Origin of the sequence: Rhizobium sp. LC145, assembly GCF_001005825.1 — a bacterium.
Taxonomy (GTDB): domain Bacteria; phylum Pseudomonadota; class Alphaproteobacteria; order Rhizobiales; family Rhizobiaceae; genus Neorhizobium.
The window spans coordinates 54,531-80,443 of the sequence record NZ_LBHV01000008.1 but is presented as its reverse complement, the minus strand read 5'-3'; the positions used below and the strand labels follow the sequence as shown (position 1 = coordinate 80,443).

General features: G+C 61.3%; 30 protein-coding genes and 1 riboswitch. Of the genes, 7 read left to right on the top strand and 23 right to left on the bottom strand.

The annotated features are described in order from the left end of the window. Positions 1-113 precede the first annotated feature (113 nt). The 3 genes from YH62_RS20580 to YH62_RS20570 all read left to right on the top strand — a co-directional run bounded on the left by YH62_RS20580 (position 114) and on the right by YH62_RS20570 (position 3,109). Entirely contained in the window at positions 114-1,526 is a 1,413-nt protein-coding gene (locus tag YH62_RS20580; protein WP_046796158.1) for an aminomethyltransferase family protein, read from the top strand. A 92-nt stretch (positions 1,527-1,618) separates the two neighbouring features. Beyond that, positions 1,619-2,539, top strand: a complete 921-nt coding sequence (locus tag YH62_RS20575) for a methylenetetrahydrofolate reductase (protein WP_052760473.1) — start codon at positions 1,619-1,621, stop codon at positions 2,537-2,539. Positions 2,540-2,629: 90 nt separating this feature from the next. Beyond that, positions 2,630-3,109 carry a GNAT family N-acetyltransferase gene (locus YH62_RS20570; RefSeq protein ID WP_046796156.1) on the top strand — a complete coding sequence of 160 codons (480 nt, stop codon included), beginning with the start codon at positions 2,630-2,632 and terminating at the stop codon, positions 3,107-3,109. A gap of 2 nt (positions 3,110-3,111) precedes the next feature. Here YH62_RS20570 and YH62_RS20565 read toward each other — a convergent pair whose 3' ends face one another. From YH62_RS20565 to pcaD, 11 genes are all read right to left on the bottom strand, one after another. Then, a complete protein-coding gene (locus tag YH62_RS20565) occupies positions 3,112-4,494 on the bottom strand; it encodes a M20/M25/M40 family metallo-hydrolase (protein ID WP_046796155.1) in 1,383 nt (460 codons plus the stop codon). 85 nt (positions 4,495-4,579) lie between these two features. Further along, the gene (locus tag YH62_RS20560) at positions 4,580-5,296 is read right to left on the bottom strand and encodes an ABC transporter ATP-binding protein (RefSeq protein WP_046796154.1); all 717 of its coding nucleotides are present in this window, start codon (positions 5,294-5,296) and stop codon (positions 4,580-4,582) included. Then, on the bottom strand, positions 5,277-6,041 hold the full coding sequence (locus YH62_RS20555; protein ID WP_046796153.1) for an ABC transporter ATP-binding protein: 765 nt from the start codon (positions 6,039-6,041) through the stop codon (positions 5,277-5,279). The genes YH62_RS20560 and YH62_RS20555 overlap by 20 nt, the downstream gene beginning before the upstream one ends. Beyond that, complete coding sequence (locus tag YH62_RS20550; RefSeq protein ID WP_245282147.1) at positions 6,038-7,033, bottom strand: branched-chain amino acid ABC transporter permease; 996 nt, start codon at positions 7,031-7,033, stop codon at positions 6,038-6,040. The genes YH62_RS20555 and YH62_RS20550 overlap by 4 nt, the downstream gene beginning before the upstream one ends. 11 nt (positions 7,034-7,044) lie before the next feature. Next, the gene (locus YH62_RS20545) at positions 7,045-7,908 is read right to left on the bottom strand and encodes a branched-chain amino acid ABC transporter permease (RefSeq protein WP_046796151.1); all 864 of its coding nucleotides are present in this window, start codon (positions 7,906-7,908) and stop codon (positions 7,045-7,047) included. Positions 7,909-7,976: 68 nt separating this feature from the next. Next, the gene (locus tag YH62_RS20540; RefSeq protein ID WP_046796150.1) at positions 7,977-9,152 is read right to left on the bottom strand and encodes an ABC transporter substrate-binding protein; all 1,176 of its coding nucleotides are present in this window, start codon (positions 9,150-9,152) and stop codon (positions 7,977-7,979) included. A gap of 120 nt (positions 9,153-9,272) precedes the next feature. Then, entirely contained in the window at positions 9,273-10,343 is a 1,071-nt protein-coding gene (locus YH62_RS20535; protein ID WP_046796149.1) for a 3-carboxy-cis,cis-muconate cycloisomerase, read from the bottom strand. A 6-nt stretch (positions 10,344-10,349) separates the two neighbouring features. Beyond that, positions 10,350-10,967, bottom strand: a complete 618-nt coding sequence (gene pcaG / locus YH62_RS20530) for a protocatechuate 3,4-dioxygenase subunit alpha (protein ID WP_046796148.1) — start codon at positions 10,965-10,967, stop codon at positions 10,350-10,352. A gap of 1 nt (position 10,968) precedes the next feature. Next, positions 10,969-11,709, bottom strand: coding sequence for a protocatechuate 3,4-dioxygenase subunit beta (pcaH, locus tag YH62_RS20525; protein WP_046796147.1), 741 nt, complete (start codon positions 11,707-11,709; stop codon positions 10,969-10,971). Further along, positions 11,706-12,137: a 4-carboxymuconolactone decarboxylase gene (gene pcaC, locus YH62_RS20520; RefSeq protein ID WP_046796146.1), complete on the bottom strand. Its 432-nt coding sequence runs from the start codon at positions 12,135-12,137 to the stop codon at positions 11,706-11,708. The genes pcaH and pcaC overlap by 4 nt, the downstream gene beginning before the upstream one ends. A 10-nt stretch (positions 12,138-12,147) precedes the next feature. After that, positions 12,148-12,939: a 3-oxoadipate enol-lactonase gene (pcaD, locus tag YH62_RS20515; protein ID WP_046796145.1), complete on the bottom strand. Its 792-nt coding sequence runs from the start codon at positions 12,937-12,939 to the stop codon at positions 12,148-12,150. Between the two features lie 93 nt (positions 12,940-13,032). On the opposite strand from pcaD, the gene pcaQ reads away from it, so the two are divergent. Continuing rightward, positions 13,033-13,959, top strand: a complete 927-nt coding sequence (gene pcaQ, locus YH62_RS20510) for a pca operon transcription factor PcaQ (RefSeq protein ID WP_046796144.1) — start codon at positions 13,033-13,035, stop codon at positions 13,957-13,959. Between the two features lie 8 nt (positions 13,960-13,967). Here pcaQ and YH62_RS20505 read toward each other — a convergent pair whose 3' ends face one another. Then, on the bottom strand, positions 13,968-14,300 hold the full coding sequence (locus YH62_RS20505) for a hypothetical protein (RefSeq protein ID WP_046796143.1): 333 nt from the start codon (positions 14,298-14,300) through the stop codon (positions 13,968-13,970). Between the two features lie 148 nt (positions 14,301-14,448). Here YH62_RS20505 and YH62_RS20500 point away from each other — a divergent pair, with 148 nt between their 5' ends. Further along, complete coding sequence (locus YH62_RS20500; protein WP_046796142.1) at positions 14,449-15,705, top strand: glycerate kinase; 1,257 nt, start codon at positions 14,449-14,451, stop codon at positions 15,703-15,705. Between the two features lie 35 nt (positions 15,706-15,740). Here the strand turns inward: YH62_RS20500 and YH62_RS20495 are convergent, their stop codons facing one another. From YH62_RS20495 to YH62_RS20485, 3 genes are all read right to left on the bottom strand, one after another. After that, positions 15,741-16,646, bottom strand: coding sequence for a S1C family serine protease (locus YH62_RS20495; protein ID WP_046796141.1), 906 nt, complete (start codon positions 16,644-16,646; stop codon positions 15,741-15,743). 203 nt (positions 16,647-16,849) lie between these two features. Continuing rightward, a complete protein-coding gene (locus YH62_RS20490; protein ID WP_046796140.1) occupies positions 16,850-17,383 on the bottom strand; it encodes a DUF992 domain-containing protein in 534 nt (177 codons plus the stop codon). 147 nt (positions 17,384-17,530) lie between these two features. After that, positions 17,531-18,364 (bottom strand): helix-turn-helix domain-containing protein, encoded by an 834-nt coding sequence (locus YH62_RS20485; RefSeq protein WP_348625776.1) that lies wholly within the window; start codon positions 18,362-18,364, stop codon positions 17,531-17,533. A gap of 173 nt (positions 18,365-18,537) precedes the next feature. On the opposite strand from YH62_RS20485, the gene pobA reads away from it, so the two are divergent. Then, positions 18,538-19,707 carry a 4-hydroxybenzoate 3-monooxygenase gene (pobA, locus tag YH62_RS20480; RefSeq protein WP_046796138.1) on the top strand — a complete coding sequence of 390 codons (1,170 nt, stop codon included), beginning with the start codon at positions 18,538-18,540 and terminating at the stop codon, positions 19,705-19,707. Between the two features lie 9 nt (positions 19,708-19,716). On the opposite strand, the gene YH62_RS20475 is transcribed toward pobA, so the two are convergent. Further along, positions 19,717-20,127 carry a TIGR02588 family protein gene (locus YH62_RS20475; protein WP_046796137.1) on the bottom strand — a complete coding sequence of 137 codons (411 nt, stop codon included), beginning with the start codon at positions 20,125-20,127 and terminating at the stop codon, positions 19,717-19,719. Positions 20,128-20,139: 12 nt separating this feature from the next. Next, a complete protein-coding gene (locus tag YH62_RS20470; RefSeq protein WP_245282145.1) occupies positions 20,140-21,009 on the bottom strand; it encodes a TIGR02587 family membrane protein in 870 nt (289 codons plus the stop codon). Positions 21,010-21,201: 192 nt separating this feature from the next. On the opposite strand from YH62_RS20470, the gene YH62_RS20465 reads away from it, so the two are divergent. Continuing rightward, the gene (locus YH62_RS20465) at positions 21,202-21,768 is read left to right on the top strand and encodes a DUF1003 domain-containing protein (RefSeq protein WP_082118436.1); all 567 of its coding nucleotides are present in this window, start codon (positions 21,202-21,204) and stop codon (positions 21,766-21,768) included. Positions 21,769-21,777: 9 nt separating this feature from the next. Here the strand turns inward: YH62_RS20465 and YH62_RS20460 are convergent, their stop codons facing one another. From YH62_RS20460 to thiM, 6 genes are all read right to left on the bottom strand, one after another. Continuing rightward, positions 21,778-22,548: a DUF1194 domain-containing protein gene (locus YH62_RS20460; protein ID WP_046796135.1), complete on the bottom strand. Its 771-nt coding sequence runs from the start codon at positions 22,546-22,548 to the stop codon at positions 21,778-21,780. Between the two features lie 150 nt (positions 22,549-22,698). Then, positions 22,699-22,857 carry a YqaE/Pmp3 family membrane protein gene (locus YH62_RS20455; RefSeq protein WP_046796404.1) on the bottom strand — a complete coding sequence of 53 codons (159 nt, stop codon included), beginning with the start codon at positions 22,855-22,857 and terminating at the stop codon, positions 22,699-22,701. A 91-nt stretch (positions 22,858-22,948) separates the two neighbouring features. Next, on the bottom strand, positions 22,949-23,455 hold the full coding sequence (locus YH62_RS20450) for a hypothetical protein (protein WP_046796134.1): 507 nt from the start codon (positions 23,453-23,455) through the stop codon (positions 22,949-22,951). A 64-nt stretch (positions 23,456-23,519) separates the two neighbouring features. Then, the gene (thiD, locus tag YH62_RS20445) at positions 23,520-24,317 is read right to left on the bottom strand and encodes a bifunctional hydroxymethylpyrimidine kinase/phosphomethylpyrimidine kinase (protein ID WP_046796133.1); all 798 of its coding nucleotides are present in this window, start codon (positions 24,315-24,317) and stop codon (positions 23,520-23,522) included. Further along, positions 24,314-24,952, bottom strand: a complete 639-nt coding sequence (gene thiE, locus YH62_RS20440; protein ID WP_046796132.1) for a thiamine phosphate synthase — start codon at positions 24,950-24,952, stop codon at positions 24,314-24,316. Before thiE ends, thiD begins: the two co-directional genes overlap by 4 nt. Further along, positions 24,949-25,755, bottom strand: coding sequence for a hydroxyethylthiazole kinase (thiM, locus tag YH62_RS20435; RefSeq protein ID WP_046796131.1), 807 nt, complete (start codon positions 25,753-25,755; stop codon positions 24,949-24,951). Before thiM ends, thiE begins: the two co-directional genes overlap by 4 nt. Before the next feature lie 49 nt (positions 25,756-25,804). After that, a riboswitch (TPP riboswitch) is annotated at positions 25,805-25,900 on the bottom strand. Positions 25,901-25,913: the final 13 nt, after the last annotated feature.

Here is a 25,913-nt window from a genome sequence, read left to right as displayed (position 1 = left end):
ATAGCGCCGGCATCACGAACCATCGTGATCGGCGCGCTCGATATTTCCTCTTGAAATTTCTGGCTTGATAGCCTCATGTATACACAGAGGAGTTTTTTGGAGGAGGAGATATCGTGACGAGATCCAGTCTTTCCGAGGTTATCGGGCAAAAAGGCAATGTCGCGCAGATGCTGCGCAACTCGCGCATCGGCATGTATGTATACCCGGTCGTTGCCCCGGAGTTCACCAACTGGCGTGACGAACAGCGCGCATGGCGCGAATCGGCAGTCCTGTTCGATCAGTCGCATCACATGGACGAGGTGATTGTCGAAGGACCGGACGCCGCCTCTTTCCTCGACCATGTCGGCATCAACAGCTTCACGAATTTCGATCTCAATCGCGCCAAGCATTTCGTGCCGGTCACGCCGGCAGGCCATGTGATAGGCGATATGATCATCTTCCGGGAGCGGGAGGATAAGTTCGTGCTCGTTGGCCGTGCGCCGACCGCCAACTGGGTGCAATTCCAGCAGGCGATCGGCAAGTGGAACGTGCGCATCCACCGTGACCCGCGCTCGCCCTCCCGCCCGGACGGCAAGGCTGTCTACCGCACTCACTATCGTTTCCAGATCCAGGGTCCGGATGCGCCGAAAATCTTCGAGAAGATGAACGGCGGCCCGGTTCCGGATATCAAGTTCTTCCATGTCGACTGGATCAATGTGGGCTCGAAACGAGTGCAGGCGCTGCGGCACGGCATGGCAGGAGCGCCGGGGCTCGAAATCTGGGGGCCATATGCGGATCTGGAATATATCCGCAGCGTCATCCTGGAATCGGCTCGCGAAGCGGGCGTCGACCTCCACCAGGTCGGCAGCCGCGCCTATTCCACCAATACGCTGGAGTCCGGCTGGATACCTTCGCCCCTGCCGGGCATCTACACCGGCGACGGCATGATGAAGGAATATCGCGATTGGTTGGGCGCCGACAGCTATGAAGCAACCGGCGCCATCGGCGGCAGCTTCGCCTCGGGCAATATCGAAGACTATTACGTCAATCCGTTCGAACTCGGATACGGCTTCTATATCGACTGGAAATCCGAATTCATCGGCAAGCCTGCGCTGGCAAAGCTGAAGGATTCGAAGAACCGCAAGAAAGTGACCTTCGAGTGGAATGCGGAGGACGTGGTCAACGTCATCGCCTCCGCCTTCCGTCCCGGCGAGGATCACTACAAATGGATCGACTTCCCGCAGCCGAACTATGCCTCCACCAGCGCCGACATGATCCTGCGCGATGGAAAGATGGTCGGCATGTCGATGTTCAACGGCTATAGCTACAACGAGCGCTGCATGCTGTCACTCGGCGTGGTCGATGGCGACGTCCAGATCGGCGACGTTCTGACGCTCGTCTGGGGCGAGCCGAACGGCGGCACCGACAAGACTTCCACTGAAAAGCACAAGCAGGCCGAAATCCGGGTGCGCGTTTCGCCGACGCCCTATGCCCGCGAGGCCCGTGAGAGCTACGCAGAAAGCTGGCGCACCAGAAAGGCAGGCTAGCCGATCGCGGCGCGCGGAGTCTTTCCCGCGCGCCGCTCCCCGCCCCGTGTCTTCGGGCCAAGCTTTCCATGACTGGTTAACAGGGGTATCGCATGGGAATGACAAGTCTCTTCCGCAGCGAGGATGACGCTGCGCCGAAGGCCGATGATCGTTGTGCTTTTCTCGCCGGCTATTCGATCGAGGTCATGCCTCGCACCGCGGCCAAGATCGAGGATTTTCGTGCATTGCTGCCGGCCGGCACACGCGTCTATATCGCCCATATCGCCGGCACGCCGATCGACGACATGGTCGCTACCGCAAGGCGATTGACGGATGAAGGTTTTCATCCGATGCCGCATTTCCCGGCACGCAACATACCGGATACCGGCACACTGGAAACCTGGATCCGCCGCTACCGGGAAGAGGCCGGCGTGGAACAGGCTCTGCTTCTCGGCGGCGGATCGGCCGAACCGGCCGGCATGCTCGACAGCTCAATCGCCATGATCAAGACTGGGCTTTTCGATCGTTACGGTTTCAGGCGCCTGCATGTCGCAGGCCATCCGGAAGGAAACAGGGATATCGACGGGGATGACGGCACCGCCGGGACCGACGCAGCTTTGCGCTGGAAGCAGGCCTTTTCCGGGGAAACAGCGGCCAGCATGGCGATCGTCACCCAGTTCGCCTTCGACGCCAAGCCGGTCATCGCCTGGTCCGAACGCATCGCGGCCGCGGGCATCCGCCTTCCGATCCATGTCGGTGTCGCCGGACCGACCAAGCTCCAGACGCTCATCAAGTTCGCCATATCATGCGGTGTCGGCCCCTCGCTCGGCATCCTTCAGAAACGTGCGCTCGATTTCCGCAAGCTGCTGCTTCCTTATGAACCGACCGATTTCCTCAACGACCTCGCGAGCTACCGTGCGGCCAATACGGAAAGCCTCATCGAGCAGGTCCATGTCTTTCCCTTGGGCGGCATTCAGGCAAGCGCCGAGTGGATGAACGAACATACGGCGACGGCGAGAAAAATGGCCCTATGAAAAGAGGGCGCATGCAGGACCCCAAACATGTCTTGACAGCCGCCGACGCCTTTCGCATGACCTCCGGCGATCCAGCTATGCGGAGGCACCATGGCACTTATCATACGCGAAGCCGTTCCAGAGGATGCCGCGACCATCCTGCGCTTCATCCGGGAATTGGCAATCTATGAGAAAGCCGAGCATGAGGTTGCCGCAACGCTCGAAACGGTGAGCTCATCCATTTTCGGCAAAGGCTCCGTGACGCGCGCGCTTATCTGCGAGAGCGACGGCGAGCCGATCGGCATGGCGGTCTGGTTCTTCAACTACTCCACCTGGCAGGCCAGGAACGGGCTCTATCTGGAAGATCTCTATGTGACGCCGGATGCCCGCGGCCTCGGGGCCGGCAAGGCTCTGCTTAAAAAACTGGCGAAGATCGCCCTCGATAACGGATGCGGCCGCTTCGAATGGAGCGTGCTGGATTGGAACGAGCCGGCGATCCGCGTCTACGAGGCGATCGGCGCCGAGCCGATGAGCGAATGGATACGCTACCGGCTCTCCGGCGAAACTCTGAAGGCATTCGCGAACACCTGAGATCACTTGCCGCCGGGTGGCATTTCGCCGAGCTTTGCAAGCAGGGCTGCGCCCGTTCTGATCCCCTGAATGAAAAGCTCGATCTTCAAGTTCTCGTTGGGCGCATGGTTCGCCTGGTCGGCATTGGCATAGGGCACCACGAAAGAGGGGATGCCGAGGATCTTGGTGAAGACGTAGTCCGGCAGGCTGCCGCCGAGCGAGGGATAGAGCAGCGGTTCGACGCTGCGCGCCGCCTTGATCGCATCCTGAATAACCTGGCCATAGGGATTGTCCATTGGCGTCTTGGAAGGAAGCATGCTGTTCGACGACACGAATTCCACGTCCGGCGCATGGCGCTCCACGTGCGCCCTCACCTTCTCGTAGACGTATTCCGGCGTCAGGTTTTCCACCAGGCGGATGTCGCACTTGGCAACGGCTTCGCAAGGCAGAACCGTCTTGCTGCCGGGCCCGCCGTAACCGCCGTGAAATCCGTTGATCGTCAGCGTCGGCTGGAACATCAGCCGCTCGTAATAGCCCCGGTCTGCCGGCGCATCGAGTTCCGTAATCCCCAGATCGGCCTTGATCTTTTCGAAGTCCAGCGGAAGGCCGGCCATCGCCTCGCGTTCAAGTTCGGTCGGCGGCACCACGGGATCGTAGATGCCTTCGATGGTAATCTCACCCCTATCGTTCTTCATCGTGGCGAGCAGATGCACGAGCTTCCAGATCGCGTTCGGCATGACGCCGCCGAAATTGCCGGAATGCGCGTCCCGCCGGCCGGTCTTGCTGCGCAACTCGAACGAGGCGACGCCTCGCACGCCATAGGTGATGATCGGCCGATCGCTCTCATGCAGCGCGCCGTCCGCGGTGACCACGAAATCCGCCTTCAGCTTCTCGCCATGTTCACGCACGAAATCGGCGATCTGCGGGCTGCCGATCTCCTCCTCGCCTTCCAGCAGGAAGATGACGTTGCAGGGGAGTTCTCCCGCGATCGCCAGCCAGGATTCGATCGCCAGCAATTGCGCAAAATGCTGGCCCTTGTTGTCTCCGATGCCGCGGGCGTAGATGCGGCCGTCGCGGATCTCCGGTTCGAAAGGCGGACTTGTCCACGCATCCAACGGTTCGGGCGGCTGTACGTCGTAGTGACCGTAAAGCAGAACCGTCGGCTTTTCCGGCATTTTCCCGAGCCGGCCGAGCACCATGGGATGGTTCCTGGTGGGGATCGCTTCCGTCTCCATGCCGAGGCGCTGCAGCATTCCCACCAAGCGTTCGGCCGCTTCGGCGATCCCGATATTCTGCGCGCTGATACTCGGATGGCGGACATGGTCCATGACCCGCCGAACGAAGATTTCGCGGTTCTCATCGATATGCGTGAAGATGCGTTCGAGATCGGTTTGCAGCGCGCTCATCGGGAATCCCTCGGCTCAGGCAATGGTGCAAAGCACAAACTGAGCCGAGGCGAACTGGCCCGTCAAGCCATATGAACCGAACGGCTCAATGCAGCCCGCCGACGCCGAGGAACCGCTCGACCGCGACGTGATCGGCTGAAAGCTCCGCAGGCGTTCCGGACCAGGCGATACGGCCGCGCTCCAGGACGAGGACATTGTCCGCGAAATCCAGTGCGCTCTGGATGCGCTGCTCGACCAGCAGGATCGTCATGTCGCCCGATTGCGCAAGTCGCGAAAAGGCCGCCATCAACTCCTCGCAGATCACGGGCGCAAGCCCTTCCAGTGGCTCGTCCAGCAGCAGCACGGTCGGCTGCCCAAGGATGCTGCGAGCGGTGGAAAGCATCTGCTGTTCGCCGCCGGAAAGCTGGCTGCCGAGGTTCCTTCGCCGCTCTTTCAGCCGCGGAAACATGTCGTAGGCTTCCTGGATGGCATCCCTCGGCCGGTTCTTCAGCCCGACAAAGAGGTTCTCCTCAACCGTCAGCGTCGGGAAGACGTCTCGGGTCTGCGGCACGTAGCCCAGCCCCAGAAGCGCTCGGGCGGCACTCGGCTCCCCGGAAATGTCGCGGCCACCCACCCAGATTTCGCCCCCATAGCGACGGGTCTGGCCGGCAAGCGTGGCGAAAAGGCTCGTCTTCCCCATGCCGTTGCGGCCGAGCACGGCAAGCCGTGAGCCCGCCGCCACCGAAAAGGAGACATCCTCGATCACACGTGTCGGACCATAGCCGGCCGACAGGCCTTTGACCTCAAGCGGCGCTGCTGGCATTCGCATAACTCCCCAGATAGGCTTCACGCACGCGGGCGTCCTGCGTCACAGCCTTTGGCGAACCGTCAAAGATGATCGTGCCGGCGGCAAGCACGATCACCCGCTTGGCAAAGCGGAAGACGAGATCCATGTCGTGCTCGATCATCAGCACAGCCAGATCGCTCGGCAGCTTGTCGAGCGCGTGCTCGATGCGTGCAGTCTCGCTTTGCGGCACCCCGGCGGCGGGTTCGTCGAGCAGCAGCACTTTGGGCCTCAGCGCCATTGCCAAGGCGATCTCCAGAAGCCGCTGCTGGCCATAGGCAATCTCGCGGACCTTCAGATGCGAAAGCTCGACAAGACCGAGCAGCTCGAGGATTTCACGCACCTCGTCCATGACTTCCGGCATGCCGGCATAATGCCCCATCACCCGGCCGGAGCGCTTCTCCCGCTGCAGCACGGCAAGCGCCACATGCTCCTCCGGCGTCATGTCGTAGAAGAGGCGCGTGACCTGAAACGAGCGAACCAGCCCCATACGCACGCGGCTCGTGGCATTCGCGCCGGTGATGTCTTGGCCCGCCAGCCGGATATCGCCGGATGTGGGCTTCAGGTGCCCGGTCACGAGGTTGACGAAAGTCGTCTTGCCCGCGCCGTTCGGACCGATCAGCGCCACCCGATCACCCGTCGTCATCGAAAGCGACACATTGTTGGTGACGGTTAAGCCACCGAAATTCTTGTTGAGGCCACGGACTTCAAACAGCGCGCTCATTTGCGGCCTCCCTTGAAGCGGCCGAGGATAACGGCACCGGAGCCGTAGAGCCCCTTCGGCGCAAAAAGAACGACTGCTATGAGCAGCGCTCCGACCATGGTGAGCCAGTGGAAGGGATTAGCAGCCGAAACGAGATCCTCGAACCACATGAAGACCACGGTTCCGATCATCGCTCCGTAAAGAGAACCGGTGCCCCCAAGCACCAGCATGACCAGCGACTCCGCTGAAAGCGTGAAGGAAAGGCTGTCGAGACCCACGACCTGGGTCGAGATCGCCGTCAAGGCGCCGCCGATACCGGCCACGACCCCCGAGATCACGTACATTCGCAGCAGCACGGACTTGACCGAAGCGCCCATGGCCGAAATGCGGATCGGGTCTTCGCGCGCACCACGGGCCAGCATGCCGAAGGGTGAACGGACCAGCACACGCAAGCCGAGGAAAACCACGATCAGCAGAACCAGCCCGTAAATATAGGCGGTGCGGCCCCAGAGATCGAACTGGAACATGCCGAGCAGCGCGTCCGGTGCGATCCCCGCAAGGCCATCGCTGCCACCGGTCCAGGCCGACGCTTTATTGGCAGCTTCGTGGAAAAGATGGATGACGGCGATCGACAGCACGAGTTGCGGCAAGCCGTGAGCACGCAGGATGACGATGCCGGAGATCAGACCTGCAAGCGCACCGGCGATCGCGCCGACCACGGTCATCGTCAATGGCTCGGTAATCCCGAAATGGACTGCCGCGATTCCCGCTCCATAAGCGCCGGCACCGAACAGCGCCGCATGTCCGAGCGTGGCGACACCGCAATAGCCCGTCACGAGGTCGATCGACAACACCAGCAGCATGATCGCGATGATGCGGGTCAACAGAGCAAGATTGTTCGGGAAGAGGAAATATCCGGCGACCCCGATTACGATGATCGCGACGAGGCCAATCAGGCTTCCGGTATCGAATTTTCTGCGAACCGGAAGTCCGGCCGTGACACTGTCATTCATGGAAACTGCCATTACTTGAGCCTCCCCGCCAGACCGCGCGGAAAGATCGTCACGATCAGGATCACCGCCAGGTAGAAGAAGAACTCACCGTATTCGGGCGCAAGATAGCGTCCGGTGGTGTCGATCGCACCGAGCAGAAGACAGGCAATCAAGGCCCCCGGTATGGAGCCTGCGCCACCGACCGCAACCACCACGAGGAAGGTCACCATATACCGCAGCGCATAGTAGGGCTCGACTGGCAGGAGTTCCGCGCCGACCACGCCGCCGAGAGCTGCGAGACCGACGGCCACCGCAAAGCTGACCGCGTAGACCACTTCGGTACGCACGCCGAGCGCTGCCGCCATGGCCGCATTGTCGACCGCCGCGCGAAGCTTGATGCCGAAGGCGGTGCGTTCGATGAAGAACCAGAGCGCGCCCGCAACGACGAGGCCGCAGAGGATCGCAAAAATGCGATGGGTCGCGATCGACCGGAAGCCGAGATCGGCCGAACCCTGCAGGGTCTGAGGCAGGGGAATGGTCTTCAGCGTCGGGCCGAACAGGAAGTTGGCGATACCGATGATGCAGAAGGTGATGCCGATCGTCATCAGCACCTGGGTCAGCTCGGGCGCGCCATAGATGCGGCGGTAGAGAAAGCGCTCGATCGGAATGGCGATGATGATCGTGCCGATCACCGCGATGAGGGTCGCGATCGCGTAGCCGAGCCCGAGGTCACGCGCGGCATAGGAAGCGAGATAGCCGCCGATCATGGCAAAGGCGCCATGAGCAAGGTTCACCACCCGCATCAGGCCCATGGTCACCGAAAGGCCGATCGATATCACGAAGAGCACCATTCCATAGGCGAGTGCATCGATGGCTATGCTGAACACGGTCTGCATGTGGTCCTCCTCTTGCGCGAACGCGAGACCGGTGGCCCCGATCCCGCGTCCGTTCTCTTGCGTGCGGCTTACTTTTTAACGAAGGCGAGACCCGGATCACCCTGCTTTTCGAAGGTCTGCACTTCCTTGTTGATGTATTTGCCGTCCGCGTCCTTCACGACTTCGCGCAGGTAGATGTTTTGCGTGATGTGGCGGCTTTCCGGATCGATCGTCACGGGACCGCGCGGGCTCGTCCAGGAGAGGCCTTTGACCGCCTCGACGGCCTTTTCCGCGTCCTGTTCGCCTCCGGTCGCCTCGATCATCTTCGAGATGACATACATGCCGTCGAAGGCACCGACCGAGGGGAAGGAAAGCTCGGCCGGGTTGCCGATCGCCTTGGCCGCAGCCTCCACGAAGGTCTTGTTTTCCGGCGAGTCGTGGGAAACGGAATAGTGGAACGTGGTCTGCAGGCCGAGACCTGCATCGCCAAGCGCCGGCAGGTCGGATTCCTGCGTGAAGTCACCGGGGCCGAAGAACTTGATGCCGGCCCCCTTCAAGCCGTTTTCGTTGAACGCCTTGACGAAGCCGAGCGTGGTGGGGCCGGACGGCAGGAAGGCGAAGATCGCTTCGGCGCCGCTGTCTCTCACACGCTGCATGATCGGCGAGAAATCGTTGGTCGAAAGCGGCATGCGGATCGCCTCGACCACGGTGCCGCCCTCTTTCTCGAAGGCCGTCTTGAAGGCGTTTTCCGCATCGATGCCCGGACCGTAGTCGCTGACCACCGAAATCACCTTGGTGACGCCGCCATCCTTGGCGACCTTGGCGATCGGCGAGGAGGTTTGCCATGTGGTGAAAGACGTCCGAACGACATAGGGACTAGCCGTGACGATCGCCGAAGTCGCCGCGTTCATGATGACCATGGGCACGTTTGCCTGCTCCAGCAGGGGCGTGGCCGCCATGGCGTCCGGCGTGAAATAGAAGCCCGCGAGATACTGGACGCCTTCGCGCACGACCAGCTCCTGCGCAAGCGCCTTGGACTGGGCGGGATCCGCCTGGGGCACGTCTCGATAGATGACCTCGATTTCGTCATCGCCGACCTTGTTGCCGTTGATCGCGAAATAGGCGTCGATACCCGCCTTGAAGTTCTTGCCCTGCAGCGCGAACGGACCCGAGAACGGGCCGACAACCCCGACCTTGATGGTGTCGGCATAAGCCGCGCTCGACAGAACGGCAGCCGCAATGGCAGCGGCGACAAGCCTTTTCATGAATTCCTCCCTTTATCGAAAGCCCTGACAGGCTCCCTGCGTCAGCGCATCTAAGTATAGTGTGCCCATGCGAAACGGTAATGTAAAATGAAATGCAATCGCCCAAGCATATCCTGGTGGTTATGATTTCGCGCCAGCGCGCCCAAGGGATCGGATATTTCCGATCAACTCGGCGGCAAGGCGTAGCGAGGCGCCGGCGGCTGCCGCCATTGACGGCAGAATCAGCCATTCGAGCGTCCATGCAGCACCCGAGCGTTCCTGCTCATGCACTATGGCCTGGTGCATTCCGGAAAGTTGCACGGCATTGAAGCGCGCAAGCGTTACCAGCACCTCGGCGGCGACCGGGTTCTGCTTATGCGCCATGGCCGAGGAGCCCCCGCCACCGGTAAGCTCGATCTCGGCACCGAGTTCGGCAAGGAGCGCGATATCCTGCCCGAACTTGCCGAGGCTACCGGTGATCAGGGAAAGAATTCCCGCAAATTCCGCCAGCCGATCGCGCTGGCTCTGCCATTGAACGGCGTCACCCAGAGAAAGCTCGTTTGCCAAGGCTGCCCGAACGATATCGGCCTTGTCTCCCAGCTTCTCCAGCGTACCCGCAGCACCGCCGAACTGGACCGAGAAACCGCCGCTTGCCGAAAAGCTTGCCAGCCGCTCCCGAAGCCGTACCAATGGATCGCACCAGGCGCGGATGCGATCCGAAACTGTGATCGCGATCGCCGCCTGCATGCGGGTGTGGCCCATGAGCTCCCGGCCACCGTATTTCCGGTCGAGTTCTCCGAAAGCTTCTTCGAGCCTGGCAAGACGATCGACCAGCACCCCGCAGAGCCGTTTCAACCGCAACACCAGCGCCGTATCGATGACATCCTGGCTGGTGGCGCCGAAATGCACATGACGTCCGGCCTCTTCGCCGGCGGCATTGCGTAACTGGCGGACCAGCTCGGGAACGACGACGCCGTCCCTGCTCGCCTCCTTCCGCAGCGCAGCCATGTCGGGTTCGAAATCTGCGCAGGCGATGGCAATCCGCTCCGCCGCCGCTACCGGAATGAGCCCGGACGCGGCCTCGCTGTTGGCGAGCGCCAGTTCGAAGGCAAGCATGGCCTCGATCTCGGCTTCCGCACCGAACAGCTGCGCCACCTCGTCATCGCCGACGAGACCGGAAAGGAACGGATGCTCGAAAGCCGAAATGCTCATGATTTCTCAAACATCGAAGAAAATGGTTTCGTTGTCGCCCTGTAGATGGATATCGAAGGTTACGGTATCCCCTTCCCTCTTTCCGATCAGTGTAGGCACGCGCACCCGATGCTCGATGCGGGACAGGATAGGGTCCTCGCCATTCGCCGCCTCCTCATCGGAGAAATACATGCGCGTATTGAGCCCGATATTGATGCCGCGCGCAACGATCCAGAAATTCACATGCGGCGCCATCAGCCGCCCGTCACGGAAGGGCACGCGTCCAGGCTTGATCGTTTCGAACACGAATTCGCCGGTCGCCATGTCACCAGGGCAGCGAGCCCAGCCGAAGAAGTTCGGGTCCGCCTTGCCGCGGATTTCCGATGGGCTGTTGTAAAGGCCCTCCGCATCCGCCTGCCAGATTTCGATGAGCGCATCCTTGAGCGCCGTTCCGGCACCATCGTAGACATGGCCGCGAATGGTGATCCGCTCGCCGCGGGTTTGATCGTTGATCATCGACCCGGAGCCGAGATCGGTTTCGTAGACCCCGTGAATGCCGGTGAAATTCGGCGTACAGCCGATATGGACATAGGGGCCCGCTGTCTGGGAAGCGGTTTCCTTGAGATATCCGAGCGGCTGGACCATGTCAGTTGCCCTCCATGCGGTTCTCGAACAGGGTCGAGCGGCGGCCGCGCAACACGATGTCGAACTTGTAGGCGCGCATATCGTGCGGAATGGTCGCGTTCATGTCGAGCGGCGCGATCAGCCGTTTGATCGCCTCTTCGTCCGGGATTGTCTTCACGATGGGACATTTCCAGATCATCGGGTCACCCTCGAAATACATCTGCGTGATCAATCTCTGGGCAAAGCCATGGCCGAAGACGGAGAAATGGATATGGGCAGGACGCCAGTCGTTGACGCCATTCGGCCATGGATAGGCGCCCGGCCTCACCGTCTTGAACCAGTAGAAACCGTTTTCGTCGGTGATCGTGCGTCCGAACCCACCGAAATTCGGATCGAGCGGCGCAAGATAGGTTTCCTTCTTATGGCGATAGCGCCCGCCCGCATTGGCCTGCCAGAACTCCACCAGCGCGCCGCCGATCCCGATTCCGCGCTCGTCCAGCGCCCGGCCGTGCACCAGAATGCGTTCGCCGATAGGGCCCTCGCCCGGCTTCGCGTAGTTGGCGAGAAGGTCGTTGTCGAACTCGTTGATGATGCTGTGACCGAAAACGGGGCCTGTGATCTCGCTGATCGTGCCTTCGAACGATATCAGCGCCCGCTGCGGCGAGCGCAGTACGGTCGTCTTGTACCACGGCGTATAGGCAGGCGGATGCATATCCCGGTCGCGGGCGAAGAAGGGCGTGGTTTCAGGTGGTGTGTTTTTCATTCGGTCTCTCCCCCGGCATGGTCGGAAGTCGGCTGCTTAGCCTCCATTTCCGCATAGGCAGCCTTCGCCACCTTGAAGGCATGATTGGCCGCCGGAACGCCGGCATAGACTGCCACATGCAGCAAGGCTTCGCGGATATCGTCCTTTGTCGCACCCGTATTGACGGTCGCACGCACATGCATTGCCATCTCGTCATATTGCCCGAGCGCGGCAAGCAGCGCGATCGTCACCATCGAGCGCTCACGTTTCGTCCAGGCGGATCGTGACCAGAGCGTACCCCAGGCACCTTCCGTGATGAACCGCTGGAATGGCCCGTCGAAATCAGTTTCGCTCTCCAGAGCGCGGTCCACATGCGTATCGCCCAGCACCGCGCGGCGGGTCACCATGCCCTGCCGGTAGCGTTCGGAGCCTGCGGAAGAATCGGCCATGACGGTACCCTCAATTCAATTGACTGGCGAAGCCGCGGATGACCGCGGCGAAGGCAGCCGGCGCTTCCACGCAAGGAATATGCGCCGCACCTTCGATGATTTCGTATCGAGCGCCGGGGATGAGATCGGCAAGCGAGCGCACCAGTTCCGGCGGCGTCGAACCGTCTTCACGCCCGACGACGCAGAGCGTCGGGACGGCGATGCGGCGCGCTGCTTCAGTGAAATCCGCGTCGCGGATCGCAGCGCACGTGCCGCTGTAGCCGAGTATCGGCTGCCGCATCAGCATGTTGCAATAGCCCTGATAGGCGGTGTTGCCGACATTCCGGAAAGGCTGAGTGAACCACCGCGCCATGATGTCTTCCAGAACGCTGCCTATGCCATCGGCTTCGACCGCGGCGATGCGCTTGGCCCACATCTCGGGCGTGCCGATCTTATGCGCCGTATCGCAGAGCGCCAGGCCCTTCACGAGGTCGGGGCGGGTGGCATAGAGCCCCTGCGCAATAAGCCCTCCGACCGACAATCCGCAAACGATCACCCGAGAGAGCCCGAGATGATCGAGCAACCCAGCGAGATCGGCGACATGATCGTCGATCGAGTAGGGCGGATTGCCGAGATCGCTCAAGCCATGGCCGCGCTTATCGTAGGTCACGAGCGTGAAGTCATCGGCGAGCTTTGGCAGCACATGATGCCAAATCCGGCTGTCGGTTCCGAGCGAGTTCACGAAGACAATAACTGGCTTCTCCTCGCCGGCGCGCTGGATATCATATTGGATGACGATGTCGTTGATGCGTACAAACTGCATTGCCGCCTCCTCCGGCTTGTAAGATTGCAGTATCTATCCGGTTAGGTAAAATGATATTTCATCCCGAGTTTCTTAACTGCAAGGTTATGGGTTTTGATCGACTCCCGCGTCAAATTTCGACATCTGCATACATTCGTCGAGGTTGCGCGCCAGAAAAGCGTCGTCAAGGCGGCAGATCTCCTGAATATCAGCCAGCCGGCCGTGACCAAGACGATACGGGAGCTGGAAGAGGCGCTCGGGGTTGCGGTTTTCGAACGGGAAGGGCGCGGAATTCGGATAACCCGCTACGGCGAGGTCTTCCTGCGCCATGCGGGCGCGGCGCTGACCGCGCTTAGGCAGGGAATCGACTCGGTCTCCCAGGAATTGTTCGATTCCGCACCACCCGTCAGGGTCGGAGCGCTGCCGACGGTTTCCACCCGCATCATGCCACGCGCCATGTCGTTGTTCCTTGAGGAAAAAACCGGCAGCCGCATCAAGATCATCACCGGTGACAACGCGGTGCTGCTCGAACAGCTGCGGGTCGGAGATCTCGATCTCGTCGTCGGGCGGCTCGCAGCGCCAGAGCAGATGGCGGGCTTCTCCTTCGAACATCTCTATTCCGACCCGATCGTCTTTGCCGTCCGGGCGGGCCACCCGCTTCTACTGAGTAAGCGCTCGGTTTTCGAGGGTTTGGCCGACTACCCCATCCTGATGCCGACGCGCGGCTCCATCATCCGACCGATCGTTGAGCAATTCCTGATAGCCAACGGCGTGGCAAGCCTGCCGACGCAGGTCGAAACCGTCTCGGATGCCTTTGGCCGCGCCTTTGTCAGGAAAACCGATGCGATCTGGATCATTTCCTCCGGCGTGATCGCGACGGACGTGGAAGACGGAATGCTCGCCATGCTGCCGATCGACACCAGCGAGACCAAGGGCCCCGTCGGCTTGACCATCAGGGCCGACGCCACCCCATCCACGCCGCAAACGATCCTGATGCAGACCTTGCGGCAGGCCGTCGAAGAAATCATGCCAATGAGATGAAGCGTGCCTCAAGCGGCGCTGAGTTCGGGAAACTTCCGCCGCAGTTCCTCGAATGAGCTACAGACTGCTTCATTGGCCCGCAGCGTGACTGAGATGTTGTCGGCCACATTCAATGTTTCTTCGAAATGCACTGGCACTTCCTCTCCACTCTGGCGCACCAGCATCGCCTCCTTGCGAAAGCCATGTTTCAACAGCCAATCGCGCGGCGCGGTGAGGCTGACTGCAACGTGGAAAGCACCATCATCTTCCTTCCGCGCCTTGAGCTTGTAAGTAACGGGCGACCTTTCGCCTCCGATGTCGATCTGCCCCGGATAGCCAACCTCCTTGAGATGTTCAGGCATGGTCCTGTGCTCCTCCATTCCTTAAGAACATCGAGGAAACCGGCGCTCGTTCGCTTTGTTCCGGCCGGAAAGCCGGCGAACGATCAAGACCCGTTGACGCCCGTTATCCCGCGTGATGAAACGGACGCGCCAGAGGGGGAGTGCCGGGATGGAAGACAGAAAATTTCTGGAAGCGCTGTTTACCGCTGCGGTGAAAGCCGCCGATCCGCTGACGGGCATCCGCAGGCACCTGCCGCAACCGCCGAAGAACGGCCGCACGATTGTGATCGGCGCCGGCAAGGGCGCCGCCCAGATGGCCGCCGCACTCGAAAGTCTCTGGTCCGGTCCGCTCTCGGGATTGGTGGTCACCCGCTACGGTTACGGCTGCCAAACCAAGGATATTGAGATCATCGAGGCTTCGCACCCGGTTCCGGACGCCGCGGGGCTTACCGCTGCGAAACGGCTCGTGGAAACGATCTCCGGCCTCTCGGAAGACGATCTGGTGATCGCACTCGTCTGCGGCGGCGGTTCGGCGCTCCTGCCTGCCCCTCCCGAGGGCCTGACGCTCGAGAACGAGATCGCGCTCAATGAGGTGCTGCTCGCTTCGGGTGCGCCGATCTCAGCTATGAATGTGGTGCGCAAGCATCTGTCGACCATCAAGGGCGGCCGGCTCGCAGCCGCAACCAAGGCGCGGGTGGTCAGCCACATCGTGTCCGACATTCCCGGCGATAACCCCGCATTTGTCGCCTCCGGACCGACCATACCCGATGGCACTACGAGGCATGATGCGCTGGCAATCGTCGAACAATACGGGCTTGACCTCCCCAAGGCGATGATCGCGCACCTGCAATCGCCAGCGGCCGATGCGCCCCGACCGGACGACCCGATCTTTTCCCGCCACGAGTACCACGTCATCGCCTCGGCGGCCGTCTCCCTGGAGGCAGCGGCTCAAGTGGCGCGAGCGCATGGGATAACACCCCATATCCTGTCAGACTCGGTGGAAGGCGAAGCGCGCGACGTGGCACTCGTGCATGCCGCCATCGCCCGCGAAGTAGCGTTGCGGGGCCGGCCGTTTGCCAAGCCAGCGGTTCTGCTCTCCGGCGGCGAAACGACCGTGACCCTCAGGAGCAAGGGAGGCAAGGGAGGCCGCAACGGCGAATTCGCGCTCGCCTTGGCGCTTGCCGTCGATGGTCATGAGATCACCGCGCTTGCCGCCGATACGGATGGCATCGACGGGTCGGAAACCAATGCTGGCGCGTTTGTCGACGGTACGACAGCGCGAAGGCTGCGTGCCACCGGCCTCGACGGACGCAAGCTGCTCGACGGCAATGACAGCTTTTCCGGCTTTTCCGCAATCGGCGACCTGTTCACCACCGGCCCCACAGGCACGAACGTCAACGATTTCAGAGCGATTCTGGTCGGGTAAGATAACCGCACCGGCTACCGTCGGCCGGAAAGCGGCTATTGCAGATGCGGCTTCTTCAAAAAGTCGTTTCGGTCAGCCGATTTGATCCGCAACCACGCCTCGCGGCCATTGCGTACCACCCGCATCGGGATTTCCGCTCCCGCCGGACCGCTCATCCAGATCTTGCGGTAGAAGTCGGCCAGGCCATCCACCTCTCCGTCGCGGATTTCCGAAATGATGTCGCCGCTCTGCAGACCCGCTTGCTCCGCCGGGCCTCCTTCGGTCACACTCATGACGACGACCTCGCCATTGCTTTCCGCAGAAAAGGCGCCGAGCCAAGGCCGGGGTGGCTTGTCCACCCGCCCCCGGTTGAGCAGATCGTCGAGTATGGGCTGCAGCAGGTTGATAGGCACGATCATGTTGATGTCGGCTATCTCCCCTGCCTGGCTCATCTGCAGGCGAAGCGACCCGATGCCGAGCAGCTTGCCTTCGTCATCGATGAGAGCCGCGCCTCCCCATGAAGGATGGGCAGGCGCAGTGAAGATCGCTTCGTCCAGCAGGTATTCCCAGTATCCGGCAAATTCCTGCTTGGCCACGATATAGGCCTGTACGAACTGGCCGATGCCGTCCGCCAGCAACACGGAATCGCCAAGCCCGGCTTTCGAGGAGTCGCCGAGCTTGAGCGCCGGCAGATCGAGCGGCGCGAGCGCCTGCACCAGTCCGAAGCCGGTTTCCTGGTCATAAGCGAGTGCGTGGGCAGGCACGACCAATCCGTCGCGCCGCGTCAGCCAGACCTCCTCCGCCTCGGTAATGAGATAGCCGATCGTAAGCACCAACCCATTTTCCCGGACAACGACGCCGCTTCCTTCCCGTCGGGTGCCGAGCGTACCGGCGGTAAAGGCATCTTCCGGGATTGTTGAGCGCACGGCCACGACGGACCGCAAAATTCTCTCGGTATCCATGATGAAATCCTGATAAGCGCGTATCGGGCTCGAATGACTTCAGAGGCCGAGGCGGCCGGTCATCGTTTTGTCTGTCTCGAGTTGTTCTCCCTACAATTATGGAGCCCGATGGCCGGGTGCAAGGCCAGTCGGAGCTTCCAAGCCGGGACGAAAGCAAGCAAGCCGCGTTCCCGCGGCTTGCTTGCGAGCGGCTTGGCCGCCCGTCAGTTCACCGAAGTCAGCGTCATGGAGGTTCCGGTCGCCGCGACGTTGAGGCCGAGCTGACCGGTCACGCTGACCGTCTGAAGATGGATAGAACCGGACGTGCCGCCGACAAGCACATTGGCCCCGATACCCGCGCCCACGGTAGCCTCCGCGGTCGCTCCCTGATAGAGGCCGCTCAGTGAGCCATGATGATAGCCGGCGGTCGGTGCGAATACGGCCCAGATCAGCCGCGTGCGCGTGGTGAAGCCGAGATCGATGCCCATCTTGCGGACAGCGCCCGTATAGTGGTCGATAGGCTCGCTACCCATTGCCGAACGGAAGACGCAGTCGGCCTCCTTGGCGGAGCCCAGCACGTAGCCCACACCGGAACCGATCGTGCAATCCAGATAGCCGATCCGGACTCCGCCGCGCTGATCCGGCTCTTCGGCGAGCGGGATCGAGTCTCGGCGGGAGATCACGTCGGCTGCAAAAGCTGCTCCGGCGCTGGAGAGGATCGGCAGGGCGGCAATCGCTATGGCAAATATCTTTTTCATCCCTGTACTCCTTTAGTGTTTGCCGCCCGTCGATTCTCTCGTTGCGAGCAGCCGGACAGCGATGAATAACGGATGTGGCGGAAGAATGATCCATTTCGCCGGGAACACGATTTGTCACGGCGATTGTTCCCGACGTGATGGTCGCCCCTATGGCGCAAGCTCCGCCTGCCGCAGTTTCTCCCGCTCCGTCTCGCGATATTCCCGCGGCGTCAGCCCCGTCCGCTTGCGGAAACAGCGGGAAAAATAGGCCGCATCCGCAAAACCGAGATTATCCGCGATGCGTTGTATGCTGTTGGGCGTGAAGACCAGGGCTCGCCGGGCCTCGTCGATCACCCGCGCCATTATCAGATCGTGGGTGCTCGAACCCGTCACCTCGCGCACCAGCCGGTTGAGATGCGTTGGGGAAAGGTTGAGGAGCCTGGCATAGGCCTCGGCCGGCAACTGCTCGCGAAAATGCCGGCCGATCAGCTCCTGCAGTACCTCGACCCGCATCTGGTTGATCTCGCGCGCTCCTTCTCCCGCCTGCGGAATGGCGGCGCGGCGCAGAAGCAGCAGAACCGAGACGAGATGCGCCTCGATGAGATCGTTGCGGCCGGTGCGCCGCCCGTCGAACTCCTCCAGGATGCGGCTGAAGGTCTCCCCCAGATAGGATGTATCGGAAGCCTCTGGATCGAGGACGACCAGCCGCGGTGACGCCAGCCAGTCTGCCGGCCGTTTCGAAAGGCCCGACGTCAGTCTGAGCTGGTCGGCAACGACGGTGATCACCATTCCATCGACATCCCGCGAGAAACGAAAGCCATGGCTGATCCCGGGCGGCACCACGGCCACGCAGGGCGGGCGAAACGGGAGGGTCTCGCCTTGCAGGAGAGCATCGCCGGATCCGTTCCGAATGTACAAGAGCTGAAAGAAGCTGTCGTGCCGATGCAGACCGATCTCCCATTGGTGCAAACTGCTGCGGGAGGCGATAGTCTCACAATGCATCCAGAAATCCGGTTTCCCGGAGCTTCGCTCGCCATAGAGGTCGTAAGTAGGAACCGACAAAACCATGCTATACTACCCACCAAGATGTTCGTTTTGTCCCATTAGTTGCGCGAAAAGTCCATTCTGACGCGCTCACGGCCCGCTTAGCATGAGGAAGAACTCGGGAGGTTCTCATGCGCACCAAAGTCGCCATAATCGGCTCCGGCCCGTCCGGTCTGCTGCTCGGGCAGCTACTCGCCAATGCGGGCATCGACAACATCATCCTCGATCGCGTCAGCAAAGATTACATTCTCGGACGCGTGCGGGCGGGCGTGCTGGAGGAAGGCACCGTCGGCCTGCTTGACCAGGCAGGAGCCGGTGCCCGCATACACCGGGAAGGTCTTCCGCATGACGGCTTTTCACTTGCATTCGACGGCCGGGACCACCGCATCGACCTATACGGGCTGACGGGCAAGCACGTGATGGTCTACGGACAGACGGAACTCACCCACGACCTCATGGACAAGCGCGAGGCGACGGGCGGGATCAGCATCTACGAAGCCGCCAACGTTACCCCCCATGATTTCGATGGCGGAATCCCTTATGTGACCTACGAGAAGGACGGCACCACCCGCCGCATCGATTGCGACTTCATAGCCGGCTGCGACGGCTATCACGGCGTCAGCCGCAAATCCGTGCCCGAAAGCGCCCTCCGGATCTTCGAGAAAGTTTATCCTTTCGGCTGGCTCGGCATCCTTGCCGAGGTGCAGCCCGTCAGCCCGGAGCTGATCTACGCCAATCACCCGCGGGGTTTTGCTCTCTGTTCGATGCGCTCGCACACCCGCAGCCGCTATTACATCCAGTGTCCGCTCGACGATAAGATCGAGAAATGGCCGGACGATCGCTTTTATGACGAGCTGCGCCGCCGCTTGCCCACAGAACATGCCGAGGCCATGGTGACCGCCCCTTCCTTCGAAAAATCGATCGCTCCGCTTCGCTCCTTCGTCGCGGAGCCTATGCGTTTCGGCAGGCTGTTCCTGGCGGGCGACGCCGCCCATATTGTCCCTCCGACCGGCGCCAAGGGGCTCAATCTCGCGGCCAGCGACGTGCATTATCTTTTCGAGAGTCTGCGGGAATATTACGGAGAGAAATCAACCGCCGGCATCGATGCCTATTCCGAACGTGCGCTCAAGCGGGTCTGGAAAGCAGTACGCTTCTCATGGTCGATGACGACCCTGCTGCATCGTTTTCCCGATACCGGCGATTTCGGCCAGAAGATCCAGGAAGCCGAGCTCGATTATCTCGTCCACTCGACTGCCGCCTCCACCGCGCTTGCCGAGAACTACGTGGGCCTGCCGTATTGAAGGCACCGATCAAGGATCGATGTAGCCTATCGTTCGGATTCTGACTTCCCTGACACCGGGATCCTCCGAAAACAGGAGAGCCCCGGAGGATTTGGATTCAGCCGGCACATAGTCGAAAGTGACCTCCGCATCTTCCGCCACCTCGCCGCCATCGACGATCTCGCCGCGCACGACGACCGCAGCCGCCGTGGTGGTCGCGCGATTGGCAATGTCGAACTCCACCCGGTAACCATCCGCAGCCGCGCCACGTCCGGTAATCTCTATCGAAAACTCGGGCGGCGCGCCGTCCTCCATCCACGCCTCCTTGGCTATCCAGGCGATCATCAGGAAAACGAGAAGCGCTGAGACGATGCCCGTTACCCATTCCACCCAATGCGGCTCATGGGCTTCGGTGTGGCGGTTCTTGGCTGTGATCGTCATACGGACATTCCATCAAAGAATGAGGCGGGCGGCCGCGGCGCCGATGGCGCCGGGAAAGGAAAGCACGATCACCGACATCAACACCTGCGTCAAAGCAGCGTCGTCGAGCCGCTGGAAAGTCCACAACACATAGATGCTGATCAACACGGCGACCATGTAGCCCGGAAGCGTGAACCGAAAGAGCGCATGCCACCAGGGCGTTTCCTCCGATAGCTCATGGGTTCCCTTGAATGCCACGGCATAGACGAATCCATGCATGATGGCGATCGAAAGCAGGATCAGCGCCAGCGCATGAAGCGGCGTCATCTTGTAGGATATGAGGATGATCTCCTCCGTCGGCGCGACGTTAAGGCTCAGAAACAGTGCCCCGACACCCATCAGGAAAAGTTCGCGGCCATAGCTGGTCGACATTTCGTTCGGCACGATGTCGTGGTCCCCCTTCTTCTCGGCCTTGTCATCCTCTTCCTCATCGCCGTCCCGATGGGCACCCAGCTGCGAACGGCCGAGCAGGGCGCCGATACTGGCCGGCACCGCCTGCATGGCTATCTTGCCGATGATTTCCGAAAAGGGCATCTCGGCGGTTATGTTTCCGAGTAGGAACAGAACGACGGCGCTTATGACGATTGCGATCGCATAAGCAATCGTCGTGTCACGAAAAGCTTCTCGCCAGGTGAAGGTCTGCTCGAAGCCGATGCGATGAGCGAGCAGGACGAGAAGCGGAATATTGACGAGCAGCAACAGAAGCAGGCGCGAGCGGCCGATATAGAAGCCGAGATGCCAGAGCTCCATGGTCATCAGCATGGGAATGCCGAAGATCATCGCTCCGGCTGCACCACGCCCGAGACCGATCAGGAAATGACGGCTCCGATGCCTCCTCCCCATGCTCCTTCCGGCCTTGGTCATCGTCGCTGATCCACATATCCGCCGGCCCGTAACGAACCGTTTCTTCCGCAAGGAAGATAGGTTGGATCGGCCAATTGACCAGAATGGCTACACCGCACGCGAAAAGCCTTCAGCGGGAACGCTCGCCGCAGTCGATCGTTGGGAATAGCTGGCGCATTTTCCCGGTGACGCATGGACCTTACCTCGCCCTCTCTAGCCGATCTCGATCGAACCGCCGAAGACGGAAGCAAGGACGCGCTGAGCGGTACTCTCGATCGCAATATCCAGGCACTGCTCGATAGACGCGCCCAGAACGTTAGAGAAGCCTCCCTGGAGGAACGGATAGCTGACCGTATTACCCGCTTTGCCGGCAGCATGACCTTCGTCTACCTGCATGTCGCGATCTTCGGGTTTTGGATTCTCGTCAATCTCGGCTTTTTGCCCTTTGTTCCGGTTTTCGATCCTTCGCTGGTCATTTTGGCCATGGTCGCCTCGGTGGAGGCGATCTTCCTTTCCACCTTCGTGTTGATCAGCCAGAACCGCATGGCGGCCGCCGATGATGAGCGCGCCGACCTGAACCTCCAGATTTCTCTGCTGCACGAACATGAAACGACACGGTTGATCGCTCTCGTCTCCAGCCTGGCACGGAAGCTGGGGGTCGATGTCGACGAAGATATCGACGAACTGAAGCATGACGTGCTGCCGGAGAAGGTTCTCGACAAGATCGAACGGGAAAAAGGTGGCAAGGACGGCCTGTGAGGCAAGACGTCAGCGGTCGAGAAAGTCCTGCCACATGCGTTCGCCGACCGTGCAATCGACGGACGGATCGGCGACGATCCTTCTCACCTCGGGCTCCGGTGTCAAGCCGCTGATCTCCAGCACCAGTTTTCGCCGGATGGCGACGGCGAAGTCTTCGACCTTGTGAACCGGCAGCACGAAGGCGCCCGGCCCGCCGATGACGCAATCGCCGTAATATTTGTCGAGGCCGCCCGGCGTTCCCGATGGACGCAGCATGATTGCCAGGCCGTTGATGACGATGCCCGCCTCGATCGCCTTCTCGCGTATCGGAACCACCGGCTGGCCGATATTGTTGGGACCGTCGCCCGAAACGTCGATCACCTGACGCATGCCTTCGAAGGAATTGGCGACGATCATCGTCGTACCCTGGGCGATCGCCGCCGAAATGGAGGTGCGGCGCTGGGTGGAGATCGGCCGCGCTTCCAGCCTTGCGGCGAACGCGGCCGCGTCCTCTTCATCTTCGATCACTTGCCAGTCGATGACGGAATCGGGGACGACCTCGCCTGCCCACTCGAAATAGCTGATGGCGATCTTGCCGATCAGCCCGTTCCTCACCGCATCCATGAATTCCCGATGCCTGAGCGCCTCGACATAGCCCTCGCGCTGGATGCGGACTTCCTCGAAATCCATGGAGCGGGACGTGTCCACAGCGAGGACGAGTTCCACATCCACTTGCCCTCCCGCTTGTGCGATCACCGGACCGGAGGACAGACTCATGAGTATCGCGAGTGTTGTAAGCATGGGCGATCCAATCACTGCGTTGAGTTCGCAAAATGTAACACAGGATGGAACGACGGCGACATTCCACGCCGAAGGCAGCTTCAACTTTCGGTGATTGACTCTTCGGAAGTTAAAGGCGGATCGCGGAGAATGGCCGCCGAAGCAACCGGATCATTTCCTAAGGATTACCCAGAGCGCATGCACGATGCCCGGCAGCCAGCCGAGCAGGGTCAAAAGAATGTTCAACCAGAACTGAAGGCCGAGGCCCACCTGCAGGAAAACGCCGAGCGGCGGCAGGAGGATGGCGAGAAGGATGCGGACGATGTCCAATGGCGGCTCCGGATCGAATTGATTGCGTCGGATAACGTGCTGCAAGGCATATGGTTTCCCCACGCATGGCGTGTTTGGCCTGAAAAGCACCTCATCGGCTGAGGTCGATACGGCTCGTCACCACCGATTTGCCGCTTTGCGGATCGCGGTCGATGGTTTGAAGCCGAACCCGGTCATTGCCGATCTTTTCGATGGTCATGTTTGCTGCACGATCGCCGTTCACCGGTTTGGCCCACCGGACGGCAAGATTGATGGCCGTCCCCTGCCGCCTTCCCGAAAGCGACGAGGGCTGCCCCCCGGGACCGACATAGGTGCCGCTGTAGCGTTGCTGACCGGAAACCTGAAGATTTGCGGAAATGCTGCGCCGGACGACCAGCAGGCCCCGGCAATTCCCTTGCATCGACAGTGAAGACGAGCCGGTCGAAAACGCCAGGCTGCACCTCACATTGACCGGATTGGCGCCGATCTTGGTCAGCACCGTACCTCTGCCATTCCAATTGCCTTCGAAGGACCTCAGGAAATCGCTTTCCGTTGCCGGTGCGAGCGACGAATACAGCATGACGGCGGCGAACGCGCCGGAAGAAAGGCAAAACCGCATGATCGGGCCCCATCTCGTTGATTTCTCATCGAACGCAGGGCGCCTTCTCGGGTTCCAATCGCTTTCACCACATGGCGTGAAAGTGCTGCACCGGGCCATGCCCCGAGCCGACGGTAAGTCTATTCGCCTGTGCTATCGCATCGGAGAGATATCGTTTGGCAAGCGCTATGGCTTCGGTCGCATGAGCTCCCTTGCCAAGCTCCGCGGCGATCGCGCTTGAGAGGGTGCAGCCGGTTCCATGTGTGTTGCGCGTTGGTGTTCTCTGGGCCTCGAACCAGACGAGGCCATCGGCGCTGGCGAGGACGTCGGGACTTTCGGCACCGGGCAGATGACCCCCTTTGACCAGAACCGCGCCCGGACCCAGCGCGCGCAGACGTTCCGCCTGCGTGGCCATATCCTGGCGGCTTTCCGCAACTTCCTCGCCTAGCAAAGCCGCCGCCTCCGGCAGGTTGGGAGTAATGATCGTTGCAAGCGGCAGCAGCTTGCGGGTGACTACCTCGACGGCATCACTCGAAAGCAGCGGTGCGCCGCCCTTGGCGATCATCACCGGATCGAGCACGATCGGCATGCCGCGGTTAGGTGCCAGCGCATCGGCCACGGCTTCTGCGATCGCGGCATTGGCGATCATGCCGATCTTGACCGCATCGACGCGAATATCTGCAAAGATCGCCCGAATCTGATCCGCGACGAAGCCCGGCGGCACGGCATGCACTCCGCTTACCCCTTGCGTGTTTTGCGCCGTCAACGCCGTCAGCACCGCCATGCCATAGGTGCCGCGCGCGGAAAACGTCTTGAGATCCGCCTGAATGCCGGCGCCGCCGGAAGGATCGGAGCCGGCGATGGAAAGGATATTACGGATCATCGGCGTGCCTTCCGGATTTCGCGCATCAGGTGTTCGGCGGCCGCTTTCGGATCAGGCTCACCGCAGATCGCAGAAACCACCGCGACGCCGGCCGCACCCGCCGCAAGTGCGGGAGCCACATGCTCGGCCTTGATCCCGCCTATCGCGACGGAGGGCACAGACGAAATACCGACGAGTTTTCTCAACCCTTCGAAGCCGATCGCGGGCGCGTGTTCCGGCTTGGTCGATGTCGGAAAGACAGGGCCGATGCCGGCATAATCGACGAAGACTGCGTCTGCCGGGATCGCCTCTTTGCCGGTTTGCACCGATAGACCCAGGATCATGTCCGGACCGATCAGCGCGCGGGCGGCCTCCGCCGAAATATCGTCCTGCCCCACGTGCAGGCCCTCCGCACCGATCGCAATCGCCGCCTCCGCGTCGTCGTTCACGATCAGCGGCACACCGCTGCCGGCAAGGGTCGCCTTCAGCGCTCGCCCGGTTTCTATCATTCTTCCGGTATCGACATGCTTGTCGCGAAGCTGCACCATGGTCACGCCGCCCGAAACCGCAAGACGTGCCGTTTCCACCATGCCGATCGCCTGGCAGAGATCGGGATCGAGAACGAGGTAGAGCGAAAGATCGAAGCTTTTCTTCATGCGATGGTGATCCCGGCTTTTGCATCCAGCGTTTCGTCGGTGAGAGCGGAAAGCTGATCGAGGAAAAGAGGAGAGAAGGAACCGGGACCCGAAGCCTTTCGGGCCGCCTCTTCGCCGGCGACGGCGAAGGTCGCGAGCGCAGCAACCGCTGCACCAAAAGGATATGCAGGCGTCACAGCTGCAAAAGCGCCGATGAGGCAGGTGAGCGAGCACCCCAGCGCGGTAACCTTCGGCATGAGGGCCGAACCGCCGGCGATGCGCACGGCATCGCGGCCATCGGTGACGAAATCCACCGCGCCGGTAACCGCGACCGTGCAGTCGTGCTGTTTCGCAAGCGCGCGGGCCGAACCTTCGGCGATGTCAACGCTGTCGCCGCTGTCCACGCCCTGGCCACTCGCCGGCCCGCCCGCAAGCGCCATGATCTCGGAAGCATTGCCTCGGATGATGGTCGGCTTCAGCGCAACCAGCTCCGCGGTTACGCTGCGACGGAAGCCGGTGGCATAATGCGCGACCGGATCGAGCACCCAGGGCTTGCCGGCCTTCCCGGCTGCCGTTGCCGCCTTCTTCATGCCCCCGATCCAATCGCGGGAAAGCGTGCCGATATTGATCGTCAGAGCTCCAGCGATACCGGCAAATTCGCCTGCCTCTTCCTCCGCGCTCACCATGGCGGGCGAAGCGCCCGCGGCGAGCATCACATTGGCCGCGATGTTCATCGCCACATAATTGGTGATGCATTGCACGAGAGGATTTGCGGCGCGCATGGCCGCCAGCATCTGACCGGGTGTGGGTCTTGTCCTATCCATTGTCGCCCTTCTTCACGAGGCGGGCGGCGCGGACACGAACATCCTTTGGGATATGGTCCGGACGACTCCCTCCGCCAGCATGATCTGGTTCAGGTTCAAAGGGTGCTTCTCAGCCCGGCTTTGCCGGACGCCCCTGTCTGCGGGTAGGTTTACAGCAA